Source organism: Paralysiella testudinis (genome assembly GCF_016894345.1).
Taxonomy (GTDB): domain Bacteria; phylum Pseudomonadota; class Gammaproteobacteria; order Burkholderiales; family Neisseriaceae; genus Paralysiella; species Paralysiella testudinis.
Map to the genome: position 1 here is coordinate 2,515,144 of NZ_CP069798.1, position 20,252 is coordinate 2,535,395.

At 53.9% G+C, this 20,252-nt stretch carries 16 protein-coding genes and 1 pseudogene; 9 read left to right on the forward strand and 8 right to left on the reverse strand.

The features are described from left to right. Positions 1-338: 338 nt before the first annotated feature. Together JQU52_RS12820 and JQU52_RS12825 are read left to right on the forward strand one after the other, a co-directional pair. Positions 339-1,043, forward strand: coding sequence for a pseudouridine synthase (locus JQU52_RS12820; protein WP_230338858.1), 705 nt, complete (start codon positions 339-341; stop codon positions 1,041-1,043). Beyond that, positions 1,040-1,684, forward strand: a complete 645-nt coding sequence (locus JQU52_RS12825; protein WP_230338859.1) for a trimeric intracellular cation channel family protein — start codon at positions 1,040-1,042, stop codon at positions 1,682-1,684. The genes JQU52_RS12820 and JQU52_RS12825 overlap by 4 nt, the downstream gene beginning before the upstream one ends. A 27-nt stretch (positions 1,685-1,711) precedes the next feature. Here the strand turns inward: JQU52_RS12825 and JQU52_RS12830 are convergent, their stop codons facing one another. Then, positions 1,712-2,392 carry a S24 family peptidase gene (locus JQU52_RS12830; protein WP_230338860.1) on the reverse strand — a complete coding sequence of 227 codons (681 nt, stop codon included), beginning with the start codon at positions 2,390-2,392 and terminating at the stop codon, positions 1,712-1,714. 236 nt (positions 2,393-2,628) lie between these two features. Here JQU52_RS12830 and JQU52_RS12835 point away from each other — a divergent pair, with 236 nt between their 5' ends. After that, positions 2,629-2,901 carry a hypothetical protein gene (locus tag JQU52_RS12835; protein WP_230338861.1) on the forward strand — a complete coding sequence of 91 codons (273 nt, stop codon included), beginning with the start codon at positions 2,629-2,631 and terminating at the stop codon, positions 2,899-2,901. A gap of 150 nt (positions 2,902-3,051) precedes the next feature. Here JQU52_RS12835 and JQU52_RS12840 read toward each other — a convergent pair whose 3' ends face one another. Both JQU52_RS12840 and alaS read right to left on the reverse strand, forming a co-directional pair. Continuing rightward, positions 3,052-3,666, reverse strand: coding sequence for an MlaC/ttg2D family ABC transporter substrate-binding protein (locus tag JQU52_RS12840; RefSeq protein ID WP_230338862.1), 615 nt, complete (start codon positions 3,664-3,666; stop codon positions 3,052-3,054). Positions 3,667-3,910: 244 nt separating this feature from the next. Beyond that, complete coding sequence (gene alaS / locus JQU52_RS12845) at positions 3,911-6,808, reverse strand: alanine--tRNA ligase (protein ID WP_230338863.1); 2,898 nt, start codon at positions 6,806-6,808, stop codon at positions 3,911-3,913. Positions 6,809-7,319: 511 nt separating this feature from the next. On the opposite strand from alaS, the gene JQU52_RS12850 reads away from it, so the two are divergent. Continuing rightward, positions 7,320-8,537, forward strand: coding sequence for a polyamine ABC transporter substrate-binding protein (locus JQU52_RS12850; RefSeq protein ID WP_379061662.1), 1,218 nt, complete (start codon positions 7,320-7,322; stop codon positions 8,535-8,537). 87 nt (positions 8,538-8,624) lie between these two features. On the opposite strand, the gene JQU52_RS12855 is transcribed toward JQU52_RS12850, so the two are convergent. After that, positions 8,625-9,119, reverse strand: coding sequence for a hypothetical protein (locus tag JQU52_RS12855; RefSeq protein WP_230338865.1), 495 nt, complete (start codon positions 9,117-9,119; stop codon positions 8,625-8,627). A 119-nt stretch (positions 9,120-9,238) separates the two neighbouring features. On the opposite strand from JQU52_RS12855, the gene JQU52_RS12860 reads away from it, so the two are divergent. Further along, complete coding sequence (locus tag JQU52_RS12860) at positions 9,239-9,862, forward strand: flavin prenyltransferase UbiX (RefSeq protein ID WP_230338866.1); 624 nt, start codon at positions 9,239-9,241, stop codon at positions 9,860-9,862. Positions 9,863-10,134: 272 nt separating this feature from the next. Beyond that, positions 10,135-10,698: a hypothetical protein gene (locus JQU52_RS12865; RefSeq protein WP_230338867.1), complete on the forward strand. Its 564-nt coding sequence runs from the start codon at positions 10,135-10,137 to the stop codon at positions 10,696-10,698. A 98-nt stretch (positions 10,699-10,796) separates the two neighbouring features. On the opposite strand, the gene JQU52_RS12870 is transcribed toward JQU52_RS12865, so the two are convergent. The 4 genes from JQU52_RS12870 to JQU52_RS12885 all read right to left on the reverse strand — a co-directional run bounded on the left by JQU52_RS12870 (position 10,797) and on the right by JQU52_RS12885 (position 14,625). After that, positions 10,797-11,708 (reverse strand): peptidoglycan DD-metalloendopeptidase family protein, encoded by a 912-nt coding sequence (locus JQU52_RS12870; RefSeq protein WP_230338868.1) that lies wholly within the window; start codon positions 11,706-11,708, stop codon positions 10,797-10,799. A 141-nt stretch (positions 11,709-11,849) separates the two neighbouring features. Further along, positions 11,850-12,467 carry a protein-L-isoaspartate(D-aspartate) O-methyltransferase gene (locus JQU52_RS12875; protein WP_230340590.1) on the reverse strand — a complete coding sequence of 206 codons (618 nt, stop codon included), beginning with the start codon at positions 12,465-12,467 and terminating at the stop codon, positions 11,850-11,852. 50 nt (positions 12,468-12,517) lie between these two features. Continuing rightward, positions 12,518-13,270 (reverse strand): 5'/3'-nucleotidase SurE, encoded by a 753-nt coding sequence (gene surE / locus JQU52_RS12880; protein WP_230338869.1) that lies wholly within the window; start codon positions 13,268-13,270, stop codon positions 12,518-12,520. Positions 13,271-13,461: 191 nt separating this feature from the next. Then, positions 13,462-14,625 carry a polyamine ABC transporter substrate-binding protein gene (locus JQU52_RS12885; RefSeq protein WP_230338870.1) on the reverse strand — a complete coding sequence of 388 codons (1,164 nt, stop codon included), beginning with the start codon at positions 14,623-14,625 and terminating at the stop codon, positions 13,462-13,464. A gap of 265 nt (positions 14,626-14,890) precedes the next feature. Here JQU52_RS12885 and JQU52_RS12890 point away from each other — a divergent pair. The 3 genes and pseudogenes from JQU52_RS12890 to JQU52_RS12900 all read left to right on the forward strand — a co-directional run bounded on the left by JQU52_RS12890 (position 14,891) and on the right by JQU52_RS12900 (position 20,184). Further along, a pseudogene (locus JQU52_RS12890) lies at positions 14,891-16,095 on the forward strand (IS3 family transposase). 302 nt (positions 16,096-16,397) lie between these two features. After that, complete coding sequence (gene clpB, locus JQU52_RS12895) at positions 16,398-18,971, forward strand: ATP-dependent chaperone ClpB (RefSeq protein ID WP_230338871.1); 2,574 nt, start codon at positions 16,398-16,400, stop codon at positions 18,969-18,971. A 247-nt stretch (positions 18,972-19,218) separates the two neighbouring features. Further along, on the forward strand, positions 19,219-20,184 hold the full coding sequence (locus JQU52_RS12900) for a histone deacetylase family protein (RefSeq protein WP_230338872.1): 966 nt from the start codon (positions 19,219-19,221) through the stop codon (positions 20,182-20,184). Positions 20,185-20,252 lie beyond the last annotated feature (68 nt).

The following is a 20,252-nucleotide window of genomic DNA, read 5'->3' on the forward strand; positions in this document are numbered from 1 at the left end:
AACTTGGCAACATTATTGATGTTTTAATTTTTTCAGGCAGCCTTTTGGGGCTGTTTACATTTCATCCGCGAGCCAGATTTTGAGCAGAAAAGTTCGCAGTCAAGGCGAAAAGCACAGCAAGGTTGAACACCTTGCGCGCATTTTCAACGCAGAAGGCGGGCTTTTAAGCCAAAATATATAGTGAAGAAAATAAATAAATCATACGAGGCGGCAAGCCGCAGACAGTACACCTAGTACGGCAAGGCGAGCCAACGCTGTAGGATTATTTTAGTTTCTTTGCTGTGGGCACGCTATGAAATGTGGGCAGACCTAAAGGCTGCCTGAATATTTGGAACCCCATGCAACTACTTAAATACCTGCAAGCCCAAGGCTTGGGCAGCCGCAAACAATGCCAATGGCTAATTGAGCACAACTGCGTGGCCATCAACGGCCAGCTGCACAAGCAAGTCAAAGCCGAGATTGATCTCACCGCCGTGGCCACGCTGCACATCGATGGCGAGCCGGTGGTGGCGGTGCCGCTGCCCTATTTCTATATTCTGCTGCACAAACCGGTCGATTACGAAACCTCGCATAAGCCCAAAAGCTACCCCAGCGTATTCAGCCTGTTTCCCGACCACATGCGCAACATCGCCATGCAGGCCATCGGCCGCTTGGACGCCGACACCACCGGCGTGTTGCTGATCACCAACGACGGCCAGTTCAACCACCGCATGACCTCGCCCAAACACAAAGTGGCCAAGTTATATCAGGTGGGCTTAAAACACGCCGCCGATGCCGATTTGTGCACACAACTGTGCAATGGCGTGCTGCTGCACGACGACAACGAAACCGTACACGCTGCCGCCGCCGAGCTGGCCGACCACCACACCCTGCTGCTCACCATTACCGAAGGCAAATACCATCAAGTCAAACGCATGGTGGCCGCCGCCGGCAACCGTGTAGAAAGCCTGCACCGCCTGCGCTTTGGTACATGGGAATGCGCTGACTTGGCGCCCGGCCAATGGCATTTTATCCAACCCGATCACACCACCGCCACACCATGAACACCACCGACATCATCAACATCATCGGCACCGCCGCCTTTGCCATTTCCGGCTATTTGGTCGGCTTTCGCAAGCGCTTGGATATTTTGGGCGTGGTAATTGTGGCGCTGCTCACCGCCGTGGGCGGCGGCATGATCCGCGATGTGCTGGTGGGGCAAATTCCACAGGTATTCACTCACAACACCGCCTTAATCGTGATTTTCATCACCCTATTTACCGCCTGGCTGCTGCGCTTGCACACCCGCCAGCGGCGGGCATTGGCCACCTTGTTTATTGTGGCCGATGCCATTGGCTTGGCGGCGTTTAGCATTACCGGTGCCCAAGTGGGGCTGGGGCTGGATTTAAATGTCTTCGGCGTGATTACGCTGGGTTTTGTCACCGCCGTGGGCGGCGGCATTGTGCGCGATATGCTGGTAAACGATGTGCCGATTATTCTGCGCAAAGATTTTTACGGCAGCATTGCCATCTTGATTGGTGCGGGGCTGTATCTGCTCGACCGGCTGGGCTGGGCCAACGCATTCACCCTTAATTTGCTGTTCGGCCTTGGCCTGGCCACCCGCCTGCTGGTGCACCGCTGGGGCTTGGGCTTACCCGGCTTTCAAAATCATGGCCATGGCACCGATTCAAATATACCCGATTAGGCTGCCTGAAACAGCCAGCCTGATCCGCTACACATAACGGCCAAACCACACCACTTTGCCAATCATCTGCACACCGTTTTCGGCCTGCTGCAGATCCACCTCAAAGCTCGGATAAGCCTCATTGGCCGAAATCACATTTACCCGCCCGCCCGGCATCAATTGCACGCGTTTTACCAGCAAATTGTCGTTGATGCGCAGCACATACAGGCCATCGCGCGGCGTGGTTTCAGCCAAGTTAATCAACAAAGTATCACCATCGTTGAGCACCCCTTCCATTGAGTCGCCCTTCACCGAAATCACCGCCAACATGCCCCAATTACGCCCGGCAGCAATCGAAAGCCAGTCGCGCCGAAACGGCACCGCAAACACCGGCCGCTCATCACCCGCCAAACGGCCATGCCCGGCAGCAGCCTCAATATCGTAGCGCGGCACAAACACAAATTCTTCCGCATCCACCGCATTGCCCAAAGTGTCGTGCAACGTGGCTGCCACTTCTGCATGTGCAAACGGCTCGCCTTCACCGGTGAGCAGCCAATCAATACTACACCCCTTCAGCTGCTTGATTTTTCTAAGTGTTTCCGCCTTGGGCAAACCGCCTTCATGCCAAATACGGCTAAATCCGGCCAAGGTCATATCGATATCAGCGGCGATTTTGGCCTGCTTTTCATTCGGCCACAAAAAAGCCAGTCGTTGCTTAAACGTATCCATTTGCCCTCCTTTGCTGTTTATCTTCTCCACCTTGTCCGATTTTCGCCACAAGGCAAACAAGCCTTATTTTAACGGTATTGGCACAAAAAAGTAATAAAAAATTAAATAAAATATCAAATAACGCTTGATTACTTAGATATATCTAAGTAATATCCAATAAAATCTAACTTAAATTAGATTTATCTAATAAATAAGCTTATTCACAACCAGCTATCCTATTCAAAGAGGAACCCATCATGCGCCTGATACAGCACAGCATGGCCTTTTTATTAGCCTTAAGCGCCAGCGCCGCTTTACTGTGGCAACCGGCACCACCTGCTGCTACCGCCGCCGTGCAAGTGCTCAGCTGCGCCCAATTGGGCAATCTGAGCTGGGCAGAAATGAATACGCAACAAAAACAATTTGCCGATGCTTGTGACAGGGCCGAAGCCAATCGCAACTGGGCCTTGGCCTACGGCAGCATGAATCCGCAAGACCTGGCCGCCGCCGTGGTGCATGACCCTTTATAGCAGCCCGATAATACACAACACCATTAAGTTGAATACCATGGATAAAAACAGGCAGCCATTAAGGCTGCCTGAAACATCATGTCGTTGTGAATCCATCGCCGTTATGAATCAGTAGCCATTATGGCCATCGATAAATGGCGAGTACGGAATTTATTTCACCGCTTCCACTTTCTTCAACCCTTTTTGGCGCAAAGTGGTAATGGTGCCATCGATGCCTTTTTGCTGAATCAGCTCGTTAAACTGGTTGCGGTATACCGTCACCAGGCTGGTGCCATCCACGCGGATGTTATACACCTTGTACACCCCGCCCGCCCGATATAGCTGATAGCCCACTTCGTATTTATTGCCGCTGCGGCTGCGCACTTCGGTAAACACCTCTACCCGGTTTTGCTGGTTATCGATGAGCTTAGGCAGTAGCGTTATCTGCGCATCGGCAGCACCCACCAGTGCCGAGCGGGCATACATGGCCACCATCATTTCTTTAAACGCGGCAATAAAATCGGTTTTCTGCTGTGGGCTAAACTGCTGCCATGGCCGCCCTACGGCCAAGGCGGCGATGCGCTGATAATCCAGATAACCATCGGCATAGCCTTCAATTTGGCGGATTTTTTGCGCATCACTCAAAGCCGGATTGCGTGCCACTTTCAATACGGTATCCACATTTTGCTGCAATTGCAGCTGCGCCGGATGCTTGTCGGCGGCCTGCGCCCATGGCGCCACCAACAGTGCCAATACCAGCCATAAACCCGTCCATAATTTTGCCATTGCCTGTCTCCTGTGCTTGATTAGTGGTACCAAATGATTTGCTTGTCCAACATCTTTCTCAGGCTACCTGAAAATATTGTCTTGGCGAAACCAAAAATAAAACTGTCTACCATCTTGCCCAAAAAAGGCCGTTTAAACCACCTTTTTTGCATTTATTGATTGGCTACCCGCCTTATGGGTAGCTTCAATGCATAAGCAATTCAAACCAAACAGCCACAAAAAAGCGGGCATTGCCCGCTTTTGCTTATGCTAACTTGGCCTGCACCCATGCGCTTACACTTTCCAGTGCATCCGGTAATTGCGCCGCATCGGTGCCACCAGCCTGCGCCAAGTCCGGGCGGCCACCGCCTTTGCCACCCACTTGTTCGGCCACCGATTTCACCAAATCACCGGCTTTCACTTTGCCGGTGAGCGGTTTGGACACGCCAGCGCAGAGGGAAACTTTGCCATCGTTCACCGCCGCCAGCAGCACCACGGCTTGATCTGATTTACCGGTTAAGTCGGTGACAATATCGCGCAAAGCGCCTGCGTCGGCATCGATTTGCGCCACCACGAGGCGGGCGCCGCCCAAATCTTGGGCAGTGTCCAGCAAACGGGCGGCAGCATGAACAGCCAGCTCGCCCTTGGCTTGCGCTAAAGCTTTTTCCAATTGTTTGGTGTGCGCCGAGGCTGCCTGAATTTTATTCAGAATATCTTGCGGGGTTTGCGCTTTCAATTCGGCCACGGTGTCTTTAATCAGGCGCTCTTGCGCTTGCGCCCACGCCAGTGCGTTTAAGCCGGTGATGGCTTCCAGGCGGCGGATGCCGGCGGCAATGCCGCCCTCGCTGATGATTTTAAACAGGCCGATGTCGCCGGTGCGCGCCACATGGGTGCCACCGCACAATTCGGTGGAAAAATCCCCCATTTTCAACACGCGCACTTCGTCGCCATATTTTTCGCCAAACAGCATCATGGCGCCGGCTTGCTGCGCTTCGGCCATGCTCATCACCGCCGCATCCACCGCCACATTGGCCAGAATGGCGGCATTCACACGCTGCTCTACTGCGGCGATTTCGGCAGCGGTAAGCGCTTGCGGGTGCGAAATATCAAAACGGGTCAGCTCGGCAGTTACCAATGAGCCTTTTTGCTCAACATGGCTGCCCAGCACTTCGCGCAAGGCGCGGTGCATTAAGTGGGTGGCGCTGTGGTTGCGCATATTGGCGGCACGGATATCATTGTCGATTTTGGCGCTCACGGCATCGCCTACTTTCAGGCTGCCTGAAACCATTACCCCAAATTGGCCGGTTACGGTGGCCTTGATTTTTTGGGTGTCGCGCACTTCAAAGCGGTTGTCGTCCGCAAAGATGTAGCCCACATCGCCCACTTGGCCGCCGCTTTCAGCATAAAACGGGGTGAAATCAATCACCACCGCGCCGTTGTCGCCCGCGCTCAAAGTGTCTACCGGCTCGCCGTCGCGATACAGTGCCAGCACCCGGGCTTCGGTTTGGCGCTCGGTATAGCCTTTAAATTCGGTGTCGCCGCTTTCATAAGCCAATTGGGTGTTGGCCTTGAAATTTTGCGCGGCGCGGGCGCGGTTGCGCTGGGCTTCCATTTCACGCTCAAAGCCTTCGCTATCGAGCTCAATGCCCAATTCGCGTGCCATATCGGCAGTGAGGTCGTAGGGAAAGCCGTAGGTGTCGTAGAGTTTGAACACATGCTCGCCGGAAATAATCATTTTGCTGTTGGCAATGTTTTCTTTCAGGTAGCCTTCCAAGGCCGCGGCAAACGGCTGGTTTTCGGCGCTGGCCTCTTTTTCTTCAATGACATCGGCCAAATTCAGATTCAGGCTTTCATTATTGGCACCGGCAATCTGTTTGCGCACCACCACCACTTTGTGGTCGGCATGTTGGCGCGAAGCCACGGAAAAGGCCACGCCGTCTGCGGTATGCAACACCAGCGGCTCGCCAACGCCGTCTACCGGCAACAGGCTTTCCAATTTTAAAAACTGCATCCCGCGCCAAACCTGGTTAAACAGCACCATGCCCTTTTCCAGCGTTTCGCCAAAGCGGGTTTCTTCGCCGCGCAAGGTTTCCATAATGCGGGTTTGCTGCTCTTTTAATTCCGGATAGGCCGCGCCCATTTCTTTCACCAAATCGGGCACCAGCTTATAAAAAAAGGCCTGTTCTTGCCCCAGCTTATAGCCGTGGCGTACGGCGCGGCGAATGATGCGGCGCAACACATAGCCGCGGCCTTCGTTGCTGGGCAGCACGCCGTCGGCAATCAAAAACGCGCAGGCGCGGATGTGGTCGGCAATCACTTTTAGGCTCGGCGTATCTTGATTACAAGGTACGCCGGTTTCGCGGGCGGCGGCTTGCAGCAGGTTGGCAAACAGGTCAATTTCGTAGTTGCTGTGCACATGTTGCAACACGGCAGAAATGCGCTCCAAGCCCATGCCGGTATCCACGCTGGGCTTGGGCAAGGGGTTCATGCCGCCGCTCTCGTCGCGGTTAAACTGCATAAATACGCAGTTCCAGATTTCGATAAAGCGGTCGCCGTCTTCTTCGGCGCTGCCCGGCGGCCCGCCCCAGATGTGCTCGCCGTGGTCGTAAAACACTTCTGAGCAAGGGCCGCAAGGGCCGGTGTCGCCCATTTGCCAGAAGTTGTCGGAAGCGTAGCGCTCGCCTTTATTGTCGCCAATGCGGATGATTCTGTCGGCAGGCAGGCCGATTTCATTCAGCCAAATATTGTAGGCTTCTTCGTCTTCGGCATACACGGTAGCCAACAGCTTGTCTTTGGGCAGGTTTAGCCATTGCGGCGAGGTGAGAAACTCCCACGCAAACAGCAAGGCATCGCGTTTGAAATAATCGCCAAAGCTGAAATTACCCAGCATTTCAAAAAAAGTGTGGTGGCGGGCGGTATAGCCCACGTTTTCCAAATCGTTGTGTTTGCCACCGGCGCGCACGCATTTTTGGCTGGTGGTGGCACGGTTATAGGGGCGTTTGTCAAAACCGAGAAACACGTCTTTAAATTGGTTCATGCCCGCATTGGTAAACAGCAAGGTTTTGTCGTCTTGCGGCGGCACCAATGAAGAAGACGCCACGATTTGGTGGCCTTTGCTTTCAAAGAATTGAAGGAATTTTTGGCGAAGTTCGGCGGTTTTCATGGATATTTGCGTTTTAAATGGGTAGATAAAATAAATCGGCAACGCTTTCAACAGCTTGCCAATCGAATTCAGGCAGCCTTAAATATCAGGCTGCCTGAAACAGGGCAACGGCACCGGCACAATGCTGATAATAAGCACCACCGGAAATAAGCGCTTATCTTACCGCAGTTTTGTTCAAGCGCCTACTTTGGCAGGCAGCTCATGGCCGTTGTGCAGCAAAAACACGGCACTATAGCCCGGCGGCAATCAAAGCCATGTGCCGCTTACTGCACATTTTCAAACCTTACTGCTTTGGTTCAAAATAGTTAAATCTTGTTCATGCCTTTGTGCTAAAACCTACTCATGCTCGGCCAAATCGCTTATACTGAGTAAGCGTTTGCGCCTGATATGCTGTTTATTGCCGCTATAATCCGGTAAAGAGCTGCCTGAAACAAAGCCGATTCGGCCGGTAAAACCACGCAGCGGCAAACCTAAAGCCTGCTTACAATCTTTTGTTGTGCTGCTTTTAATAATGAAAAAACATCAGCCGCACGAATCTTTCCACAACCATACCAAAAAAGGAACTCATGTGACTGCAAAACAACTGTCTTTGTTCAGCCTTGTGCTGCTGGGTTTAGCCGCTTGCGGTGCCAAAACCGAATCCACCCACGCCCCTGCACCGGTGGCCGCCAGTGAAACGGCCGCCAGTACCCTGCCGGAAACCAAAGCTTTAAATATCTATAATTGGTCGGATTACGTCGATCCGGAAACCGTAGCCGATTTCGAAAAAAAATTCGGTGTTAAGGTTACCTACAACTACTACGACAGCGATGAAGCGCTAGAAGGCAGAATGCTGGCAGGCCGCTCCGGCTATGATTTGGCCGGCCCGTCCAATGCCTTTGTGGGTCGCCAAATTGCCGTGGGCGCCTACCAGAAAATCGACAAATCACTGCTGCCCAACTACCACCACATCAATCCCAAACTGCTCACCCTAATGCAAAGTGTCGATCCCGGCAATCAGTATGCCGTGCCGTTTTTTTGGGGCACCAATACTTTTGCCATCAATGTAGAAAAAGTACAAGCCGCCTTAGGTACCACCGAATTGCCCGCCAAACAATGGGACTTGGTGTTCAACCCGAAATACACCGCCAAACTGAAAAAATGCGGTATCAGCTATCTGGACAGCCCGGCTGAAATGTACCCAATGGTGCTCAATTACTTAGGGCTGAGCCCCAATAGCAAAAGGCCGGAAGACATTGCCGCCGCCACCGCAGCACTCAAAGCCAACCGCCCCAACATCAAGCGCTTTACTTCATCCGGCTTTATCGACGATTTGGCCCGTGGTGATACCTGCGTGGCCGTGGGCTTTGGCGGCGACCTCAATATTGCCAAGCGCCGCGTGATTGAAAGCAGCGGCAAAGACCGCATCCGCGTGATGATGCCCAAAGAAGGTGTGGGCATCTGGGTAGATTCGTGGGCGATTCCGGTAGATGCGGCCAATGTGCTCAATGCCCACCGCTACATCAACAACCAGCTTGACCCGCAAGTAGCGGCTAAAAATGGCGATTACGTCAGCTACGCTCCGGCCAGCCTGCCCGCACGGAATCTGATGTCAGCGGAATACACCCAAGATCACACCATCTTCCCCACCGATGAAGAGCTGTCAAACAGCTTTGTGATGACTTTGCTGCCACCCGAAGCCCTGCGCGATATGACACGGCAATGGCAAAACGTTAAAGCAGGGAAATAAACCCGAAACCAAACAAAGGCTGCCTGAACGTTTTAGCTTTGCAAAATCTAAAACGTTTACGCAGCCTTTTTATTTAATTGAAAACGCTTAACGGCAACGCGCCGGCAAACGTTTCCACGCATTCGACAAAGTAGCGCCATTGGCATACAGCTTCACCTCACTGCTGCCCACGCCCCGCTCGGTCACATCCATCAGCAAGCCCTGTTTTTTGGTAAACGGATTCACCAAAGCAATCGTTTGCGCATTATTGGCGTAGTTGTTTACCTGAAAAAAATCTTCAGGCAGCTTAAATTGGCTTTGCAACTGCGCCTGCAAGCATTGGCTCAACTCAGCCGCCGGCTTATCCACCTGCTCGGTTACCGCTGCTGCTTCTACCCGCTCAGGCAAACTGCGGAAACCAAAAATCGACTTATTACCGCTGGTTTTCACGTCATCTTGATACGGAATACCTTTTTGATTGCGCTTGATGTCATCTACCGCCGCGCGTTCCGATAATTGCGCGCAACCGCCCAACATCGCCAGCGCCAACAATCCGGCCGTTGCACCCATGCGCCAAAACGGCTGAGTTTGCCTTATTTGCATGTTTCACTTTCCACTTATGCCAACCCGCGCTGCGACAAATCTGCCGCCACCGCCATTCCAACCATCACCAAAGCCGTTATAATAGCAGCCATCCACAGCCAACCGAAGCCACCCAATTTATGCTTTACCCAATTTCACCCCCCATACACACCGTTACCCTCGCCTTCACCGGTGCTTCCGGCATGCCCTACGGTATGCGGCTGTTGGAATGCTTGCTGGCCGCCGGTAAAACCGTCTGGCTGCTCTATTCGCCCGCCGCACAAGTGGTGGCTAAGCAGGAAATGGACTTCACCTTACCGAGCAACGCCGGCCAATGCGCTGCCCTACTGCAGGCACGCTTTCAGGCAGCCCCGGCACAATTGCGCGTGTTCGGCAAAGACGAATGGTTTGCTCCACCGGCCTCCGGCTCCAATCCGGCCGATGCCATGGTAATCTGCCCCGCCAGCATGGGCGTGGTGGCGGCCATAGCCGCCGGTACATCCGACCACTTAATAGAACGCGCCGCCGATGTCTGCCTGAAAGAGCGCCGCCCGCTGATTTTAGTACCTCGCGAAACCCCGTTATCGGCGATTCATCTGGAAAACATGCTCAAACTGGCGCGCTTGGGCGCCTGCATTTTGCCGCCCGCCCCCGGCTTCTACCAGCATCCGCAAAGCGTGGCCGATATGGTGGATTTTGTGGTGGCGCGCATTCTGGATCAGCTGCACATTGAGCACAGCTTACTGCGCAAGTGGGGCGAATAAAATGGAAGGCTTGCGCCAATTTATCATCTTAATCGGCCAATTTTTACATTGGCTGTTGACACTGCTAGGCAAACTGGGCTAAGCTGCACCTCATGAACACGCAAACCTCTTTTTCTTCTTTTGCTTATTACTGGTACCCCACCTCGGTGCGGTACTTTTTTGCGTCTGTATAACACAGCGCCAGCAACAGAAAAAGTGAAGCCGCCCCGATGTAACGAGGCGGCTTTTTTAATGTGGTCGCCAAAATAAAACCTTAATAAAGCCGCATTATCATGCACACAAAACCCACGGAGACCATCATGTTGGCGCAATTGAAAACCCCGCTCACGCCCCCCACCACAAGCCTAGCCCCCACCTTGCGCCGTTGGTACATGATTGTTAACGGCAACCAGCACCGCCCCGACTTGTGCGCCGCCCAGCCCGGTTTTACCAAACCATTTATGCTCAGCGAAGCCCTGATTCCGCAAGTGCGCACTGTGGCCTGCTTGATTGCTGCCGAGCGCTTGGCTTTCGATGCCCCCACCCCCGAGCACATCACCACCGAAGCCGATTGGTTTGCCGCCCGCATTCTGGTATTGGGCGTGAAGGTATTTCATTTAGACGTTACCCTGATTCCGATGATGAAAAGCGCCAACCAACGCGCACAAGCTTTTGCCCGCAAACACGGCCTGCCCTTTACTCCCGCGCAAATGCGCATGAGCCTGCATGCCGGGCGGCCGCAGCAAATGCTGGTGATGGAAACCGATGATTCCGGCCACAACGACATCGGTTTGGTGGGCAACAGCTTGGCCTTGCGCCGCCAAATCGCCACCCGCCACCACCTACTGCAAGCCTAATTGGCCACACGATAAAACCATAAAGGCTGCCTGAAAGCGTGATAAATGCTTTCAGGCAGCCTTTTCAATTCAAATGAGCTAAATTCAATACAGATAACTTACATCGGCAAATAACGGCTGGGATCCACCGGCTGGCCATTTTCACGCAGCTCGAAATGCAGCTGGGTGCGGCTGGCATCGCTGTTACCCATGGTGGCAATTTGTTGGCCGCGCTTCACTTGCTGGCCTTCTTTGGCCAACAGGCTTTGGTTGTTGCCGTAGGCGGTGAGGAAGGTTTGATTGTGCTGCACAATAATCAGATTGCCATAGCCGCGCAAACCGGAGCCGCTGTACACCACTTTGCCATCGGCCGCCGCTACCACAGACTGGCCAATGCTGCCGCCAAAATCAATGCCTTTGCTGTTACCGCCAAAGCCTTGCAAGATGCGGCCTTGGGTTGGGCGCTGCCACACCACGCCGCCAGCCGTGCGGGTGCCGCCGGCATTGCTGCTGACCACCGGCGGCGGTGTGGTGCTTACCGGCGGGGTGCTTGTGGGCGGCGGGGTAACCGGCGTGGTATTGGTGGGCGGGGTCGCCACCACAACCGCGGTAGGCGGTGCTACATAGCCAGCCGGTTTTACCCGCAAGGTTTGGCCAACCTGAATATTGTTGTCCATGCCCAGATTATTCCAAGCACGCAAATTGTCTTGGGTAATCTGATAACGTTTGGCGATATTGAACACCGTATCGCCGCGCACCACAGTGTGGGTGGCGGCATTGATGTCTACCGGAGCATAGGAGGGCACATAAGCACCAGTACCGCCGGCGGCTGTGGCAGGCGGCGTGTAAGGTGCGGTGGTAGTGGTGGGTGGCGTATAGGGTGCAGTGCCATAAGGATTGTTGGCCTCAACACCCGCAGCACCGCTGTTGCCGGCTTCGATGGGTGCCGCTGGCTGCTTCAACATGGAACAAGCTCCCAAAGCCAATGCCATTACGCACAAGCCCGAGCGGAAAACCAGTGTATTCAACATAAAGATTACCTTTTATTTAAGTGCCCAAATGCAACAGCCGCCACAAACGCCTGCGCAAATACAGCCAGTATCATAAACAATGCTTGGCGGTCTGTACAAGCTTTCCGGCCGCTTTGTGCTGTTTGCCTGGGTTAAGTCGGTTTAAATTCCGTTAACCAACGGCACAAACAAGGCTTCTTGAATGCAGGTTTCACGAAAACCTTGCTCGGTTTTGTCGATAACCCATAAAAACTGGGCATGGCCGTCGTCTAGCGGCAGCACCATACGCCCACCCACCGCCAGCTGCTGCAACAGCGGCAGCGGAATTTGCGCCGGCGCAGCGGTGACCAAAATACCGTCGAACGGAGCCACTTCAGGCAGCCCCAAATAGCCGTCACCGCACACCAGCCGTGCCTGCTGCAATAATTTAACTGCGCGCAAATGCTGTTTGGCGCGTTCATGTAATGGGCGCAGCCGCTCAATGGAATAAATTTCAGGCAGCCCCAAGGCTTGCAATACCGCGGTTTGATAGCCGCAGCCGGTGCCGATTTCCAGCACCCGCCGCCGTTGGCTTAGCGGTTCTTCGCCCAACAGCAATTGCGTCATCACCGCCACGGTGTAGGGCTGGGAAATGGTTTGCCCCAAGCCCAAAGGCAAAGACATATCGTCGTAGGCACGCGAGCGCAAGGCTTCTTCTACAAACAAATGGCGCGGCACCGCACCGATGGCCGCCAGCACTTCCGTGCGGCGGATGCCCATGTGCGTGAGCCGCTCCACCATGCGCTGGCGGCGCAGCTCGTAGCCGGCCCAATGGCTGTTGCCCGGCGGGCTCACAAGGCCACACCTTGCCAGAATTCGGCCACCTCGCCCATTTGGCGGTAGTCGGTAAGATCCACCGATAAGGGGGTGATGGTGACAAAACCGGCTTCGTTTTCGGCAAAATCGGTGCCTTGCTGGCGGTCGGACACTTCGCCCACGGGGCCTATCCAATACACTTCTTCACCGCGCGGATTGCGTGCAGGCACAATGGACTGCGCATGATGGCGCCGCCCCAAACGGGTGATTTTGCAGCCTTGCAGCAAATCTGGCGGTACGGCGGGGATATTCACATTCCACAACATCGGCACGGTGGGCGGTGCTTGCAACAAGTGCGACAGCAGCTGCCACACCACGGCTTCGGCGGTATCCCAATAGCGATCGCCTTTGTCGTTCAGCGAAAACGCCACCGCCGAAATGCCGAGTAAATAGGCTTCGGTGGCCGCGGCCACGGTGCCGGAATACAAGGTGTCGTCGCCCATATTGGCGCCATGATTGATGCCGGACAACACCAAATCGGGGGTAAATTCGGGCATGGCATGTAAGGCCAAGTGGATGCAGTCGGTGGGGGTGCCGCTCACATAATAAAAACCGTTGGCGGCTTGGCGGATACGCAATGGGCGGTCTAGTGTGAGCGAATTGCTCACGCCGCTGCGGTCGCGCTCGGGCGCCACCACGCGCACATTGGCAAACTCGGCCGCCACCCGTGCCAATACGGCAATGCCTTGCGCCAAATAGCCGTCATCGTTGCAAATCAGAATATTCATGCTGCCTGCTTTTCTTTCAAATGTGTGCTGTCGGCTTACTTTCTCAAGCCTGCCTGAAAGCCAGTAAAACCGCTGCTGTTACCTCAATCTCAAGCCGCCGATTATACCGTAAACCCCGCTTATATTATGCCGCCCATATCACGTAAAAAACCCGCTTGCGCCGGCAAGCGGGTGGTGCCCTGCATACTGAATTACTGGCCTGCTTTCAATTGCTGCCACAGGCGCACCATCAGGTTAACCGCATCCGGTGATTTGGGCAGCACCACAAAGCTATTGGACATCACTTCGGCAGTGGGGAAAATCGACGGGTCATCGGCATATTCTTTGTTCATCAAACCACGTGCCGGTTTGCTGGCCGGAGCGTAGGTAACGAAGTCGCCGTTTTTGGCCGCCACTTTCGGATCCAGCGTGTAGTTGATGTATTTGTGTGCATTGGCCACATTTTGCGCATCTTTGGGAATCATAAACGAATCCACCCACACGCCCACACCCTCTTTGGGCACCAATACATCAATGTTCACGCCGTTTTTGGCTTCGATGGCGCGGTTTTTAGCAATGTGTAAGTCGCCGCCATAGCCGATGACCACGCACAAGTCGCCGCGCGCCATGTCGTCGATATAACCGGAAGAGCTGAAGCGTTTCACATCACCGCGCACGGTTTTGAGCAATTCGGTGGCGGCTTTCAAGTCGTCCGGATTGCTGCTGTTGGCATCTTTACCCAAATAATGCAATACCAGCGGGAATTGCTCCGAAGGGCTGTCGAAGAAAGAAATGCCGCACGATTTCAGTTTGGCAGTGTATTCCGGCTTAAACACCAAGTCCCAAATATTGTCGGGCAGCTTGCCGCCAAGCGCTTTTTCCACTTGATCTTTGTTGATGCCGATGGTGTTGATACCCCAGAAATACGGTACCGCATATTTATTGCCGGGGTCTACCTTGTCCATCAGTTTTAAGAGTTCGGGATCCACATTGTTGTAATTGGAAATCTGGCTCTTGTCGATGGGCTGGTAGGCACCGGCCTGAATTTGGCGTCCCACATTCACCAGCGACGGTGCCACCAAGTCATAGCCGGATTGGCCGGTGAGTACTTTGGCTTCCAAGGTTTCGTTGCTGTCGTAATAGTCGTAGCGTACTTTGATGTTGTTGTCTTTTTCAAAGGTGGCCACCGTTTCGGGATCAACATAATCCGACCAGTTGTAAATATTCAACTGCCCGGTGGCCGAAGGTGCCGCTGCCGTTGCCGGAGCGGAAGCACCGGAAGCCGCAGCAGCATCGGTTTTTTGTGTCGAGCCGCTGCCGCCGCAAGCCGCCAAAAACAAGCTCATCAGAGCGCAAGCCAATAAGTTTTGTTTCATCTATTACATCCTCTTTGTCATCCATGCCGGTGAAATAAACTGCCCGTATGGTGTTGCGGGGCAATACCGCCGCCGCTATCGGGCATGTCATACGGCTTTAATTTAACTGTGAAGTGGTGGGCTGGCAAGCCTATTTTTACAAAAACACACCATTTTATCACCTAAGGCTGCCTGAAACCGCCATGACAACCGCCATTTGCCGCTTACATCAGCACTGAACCGCCCCGAGATTCCGAGAGACACAACTTTCTGAGAGAATCTCATCATGAAAAGCAAATACGCACCCGAAGTAAAGCAACGCGCCATTCGACTGGTACAAGAGCAACGCAGCGAATATCCAACCCAATGGATGAACATAGTCGCCATCGCCACCAAAATAGGCTGTTCACCCGAAACCCTGCGCAGCTGGATTAAACGGCATGAAGCCGATATGGCCGGATGCGGCAGATTGACTCGACCTCGTAAGCGGTTCTGTGGCGATTGATAAAGTTGACCATTACTTGGGTTTGCGGTCGAGTTCCGTCCGGGCGAAAAAGCGACAGCCAGGCGTAGAATTTCATTGGCGCGCTGTAATTCTTTATTCTCTTTTCCAGTTGCTTGATGCGCCGGACATCGTTAACGGCTTGGCCGTTATCGGCCGATTGCCCCGTCAAGCTACTATCGCCATCAACAGCAATCCCAACATCCGCAACAGCGCAGCCGACGCTGCCTGAAAGATGAACATTTGCTTATCCTTATCCGCAACATCTGGCAACAGAGCCGCCAAATCTATGGTGCACGTAAAGTCTGGAGGGCTTTGTTACGGGATGGTCACCGCGTTGCCCGCTGTACGGTGGAGCACCTGATGCGCAAGCATCAAATGCAGGGTGTGTGGCGGGGCAAAGGCAAACGCACCACGGTTTGCGACCCCCAACTGCAACGGGCAGGTGATTGGGTGAAACGCCGGCTCAGCGCCGAGAGTCCCAATCAGCTGTGGGTGGCGGATTTCACCTACGTAACCACCCATCAGGGCTTTGTATACACCGCCTTTGTGATTGATGTTTTTGCCCGGCGTATTGTCGGCTGGAAAGTGTCAAAACGGATGGATACCGACATGGTGATGGATGCATTGGCGCAGGCTTTGTATGCCCGGTGCCCGAAAGGGGTTATCCACCACAGTGACCGAGGCAGCCAGTATCTGTCGATAGGTTACACCGAGCGGCTGCGGCAGGCACAGATGAAGGCTTCGGTGGGCACCAAGGGTGACTCTTACGACAACGCGCCGGCCCAAACAATCAATGGCCTTTACAAAGCCGAAGTCATCCACCCCAACGGCCTTGGCGGGGGATGGCTGATGTGGAGTGGGCGAGATTGGAATGGGTGGATTGGTTTAATCACCACCGTTTACTGGAGCCGATCGGCTATGTGCCACCGGCTGAGTATGAAATGGCGTATTATCGCCAATTGGAAGAGTCGGCTAAGGCGGCTTGACTCAAGATAAACTGGCTCCTATAAAGTCGGGGCGGTTCAGTTTTATATTTCAGATAGCTTTGGAAAGTGGGTGCGTAACTTCAGTCCGCATAGGATGGATTTGATTCATCAATTTCACCAAAACGCAGTTTTTGCGCAGCTAAAACGCAGTTTCAATCCGGCAAAATAAAGCGGCTTAGCGCGAGCATAGATACAGCAAAAGGCTGCCTGAAAAAAACATTTAAATAAGCCTTGACATTCTTATTAAAAAACCCATATAGCCATCAATTCAAATCTACTGTGCAATACCAAGGAGACAAACAATGCGATTCGACAAACTCACCGCCAAATTCCAGCAAGCCTTGCAAGAAGGCCAAAGCATGGCACTGGCGGGCGATTGCGGCTATCTGGAAGCCGCACACGTACTCAAAGCCCTGCTTGATGATAACGACAGCGGCTGCGCCGCCCTCTTGGCGCATGCCGGCGTGAATGTGGCGCAAGTGAAACAAGGCGTGCAAGCCGCTATTAGCGCCCTGCCCAAAGTATCCGGCCAAGGCGGCGAAATTCTGCCCAGCCGTGAGCTGCAAAACATTTTGAATTTAATGGACAAAGCCGCCATGAAGCGCGGCGATGCTTATATTGCCAGCGAGCTGTTTTTGCTGGCGGCGGTACAGGAAAACGGCAGCACCGGCAAAATCCTCAAACAGGCCGGTGCCACCGAAGCGGGCTTAAACGCCGCCATTGATGCCGTGCGCGGCGGTGCCAGCGTAGACAACCCCAATGCCGAAGACCAACGCGAAGCGCTCAAAAAATACACCCTCGACCTCACCCAACGCGCCCGCGACGGCAAATTGGACCCGGTGATTGGCCGCGACGACGAAATCCGCCGCGCCATCCAAGTATTGCAACGGCGCACCAAAAACAACCCCGTGTTGATCGGCGAGCCCGGCGTGGGTAAAACCGCTATTGTGGAAGGGCTGGCGCAACGCATTGTTGATGGCGAAGTGCCGGAATCTTTGCGCAACAAACGCCTGTTGGTGCTGGATTTGGCCGCGCTGATTGCCGGTGCCAAATTCCGCGGCGAATTTGAAGAACGCCTCAAAGCGGTGTTGAGTGACCTGGCCAAAGACGATGGCAACACACTGATTTTTATTGATGAAATCCACACCTTAGTGGGCGCAGGCAAGGCCGACGGCGCCATGGACGCAGGCAATATGCTCAAACCGGCGCTGGCGCGCGGCGAACTGCACTGCATCGGCGCCACTACACTAGACGAATACCGCCAATACATCGAAAAAGACGCCGCCTTGGAGCGCCGCTTCCAAAAAGTGATGGTGGCCGAGCCCAGCGTGGAAAGCACCATCGCCATTTTGCGCGGCTTGCAAGAGCGCTACGAAATCCACCACGGCGTAGACATTACCGACCCGGCGATTGTGGCTGCGGCCGAATTGTCCAACCGCTATATTACCGACCGCTTTTTGCCCGACAAAGCGATTGATTTGATTGACGAAGCCGCATCGCTGATTAAAATGGAAAGCGAATCGATGCCCGAAAGTATGGATAAGCTCAACCGCCGCCTAATCCAGCTTAAAATCGAGCGCGAAGCCTTGCGTAAAGAAAAAGACGACGCCAGCAAAAAACGCTTCGATTTGATTGAAAGTGAAATCAATGAATTGCAAAAAGAATTTGCCGACCTCGAAGAAATTTGGAAAGCCGAGCGTGCGGTAGCCAAAGGCAGCGCCGGGATTAAAGAGCAAATCGACCAGCTCAAAGTAAAAATGGCCGCCCTGCAACGTGAAGGCCGCTGGGAGGATTTGGCACGGCTGCAATACGAAGAATTGCCCAAGCTGGAAACCCAGCTTCAGGCAGCCGAAAGCAAATCCGATGAAGAAAGCAAGAACAAGCTGCTGCGCACGCAAGTGACCGCCGACGAAATCGCCGAAATCGTGTCGCGCATGACCGGCATTCCGGTGGCCAAAATGATGGAAGGCGAGCGCGATAAACTGCTGAAAATCGAAGACGTGCTGCATGAGCGCGTGATTGGCCAAGACGAAGCCGTACGCGCCGTGGCCGACGCCATCCGCCGCTCCCGCGCCGGGCTGGCCGACCCCAACAAACCTTACGGCAGCTTTTTGTTCCTCGGCCCCACCGGCGTGGGCAAAACCGAGCTGTGCAAGGCTTTGGCCGGCTTCTTGTTCGACAGTGAAGACCACTTAATCCGCATCGATATGTCCGAATACATGGAAAAACACGCCGTGGCCCGCCTGATTGGCGCGCCGCCGGGCTATGTGGGCTATGAAGAAGGCGGCTTTCTCACCGAACAAGTGCGGCGCAAGCCTTACAGCGTGATTTTGCTGGATGAAGTGGAAAAAGCGCACCCGGATGTGTTCAATATCCTGCTGCAAGTGCTCGACGACGGCCGCCTCACCGATGGCCAAGGCCGCACGGTAGACTTTAAAAATACCGTGATTGTGATGACCTCCAATATCGGCAGCCAAAGCATTCAGGAAATGGGCACCGAAAACTACGATGCGGTGAAAGCGGTGGTGATGGAAGAAGTAAAACAAAACTTCCGCCCGGAAATGATTAACCGCATTGACGAAGTGGTGGTGTTCCACGGCTTAAGCCAAGCCAATATCCGCAGCATTGCCAAAATCCAGCTGCGCAATCTGGAAAAACGCTTGGCCGCACTGGATCTGCATTTGCAGGTAGACGAAGCAGCACTGGATTTGATTGCCGCCGAAGGCTTCGACCCTATCTACGGCGCCCGTCCGCTCAAACGCGCCATTCAGAGCGAAATCGAAAACCCGCTGGCCAAAAAACTGCTGGCCGGTGCTTATGCACCCGAATCCACCATTATGGTGGGCGTAAAAGACGGCAAACTGGCATTCGAATAAACCCCAGTTTTATCCTTGAAAACACCGGCATCGGCCTAAGGGCAGATGTCGGTGTTTTTTGTTTTTCAGGCAGCCTAATCGCACTTGCAACAGCAATCACACAACCCCGTTGTCTATTTGCCCCCGAAAGACGTATTATATTGAAAAGACAAAGTCATTTTGTTGCAACGCAGCAATACAAGCCGCAACGGCCAGCTTATAATCCGATAATAAGAAAACAAAGCAATAAAAAGCCAAGGAGAAACCCATGTTCGACTGGTTCACCAGCCACTTCACCACCACCGGCATGACCGCCTTTATCACCCACACCGCCTGCTTCGGCCACAATATGGGTGAAGGCCACCCGGAAGGGCCGGAGCGGCTGGCCGCCATCAAAGACCGGCTAATGGCCGCGCAACTGATGGATTTTCTGCAAGAAGTGGACGCCGACGAGGTTACCGACATCCAGCTGGCGCGCGTGCACCCGGATCGCTATATCCGCTACTTGGAATCGGTGGTGCCCAGCGTGGGCACCTACCGCGTGGACACCGACACCGCCATGAACAGCGGTACCCTCAAAGCGGCACGTTATTCGGCCGGTGCCGTGGTGAAAGCCGTGAATATGGTGGTGGACGGCAAAGTACCCAACGCCTTTTGCGCCATCCGCCCGCCCGGCCACCATGCCGAAAGCGAAAAGGCCATGGGCTTTTGCTTCTTTAATAATGTGGCCGTGGGCGCCATGCATGCCATTGCCGAGCACCGCCTCAGCCGCATTGCCATTGTGGATTTCGACGTTCACCACGGCAACGGCACCGAAGAAATTTTTCAAGACGACGAGCGCATTATGTTGCTCTCCAGCTTCCAACACCCCTTCTTCCCTTATTGCGGCGACAAACCGCTGGGCAGCAACCCCAACATCATCAATGTGCCCATGCCTTCGGGTACCCGTGGCGATGCTTTTCGCGAAATGGTGCAAAATATCTGGATGCCGCGCCTGCATGAATTCCAACCCGAATTGGTGTTTATCTGTGCCGGCTTTGATGCCCATCTGGAAGACGATATGGGCAACTTCGGCTTGGTGGAAGCCGATTATGCCTGGGTAACCGAGCAGCTGATGCAGATTGCACAACTGTATTGCCAAGGCAAAATCGTTTCCGTGCTGGAAGGCGGCTATGATTTATCCTCATTGGCGCGCAGCGTGGCGGCGCATATTAAGGTTTTGGCCAGCGTGTAAAGCCGTGTTTAAAGGCTGCCTGAAAGCCGCAATGCACAATAATCATCATCTCCAAATAAAATGATAAC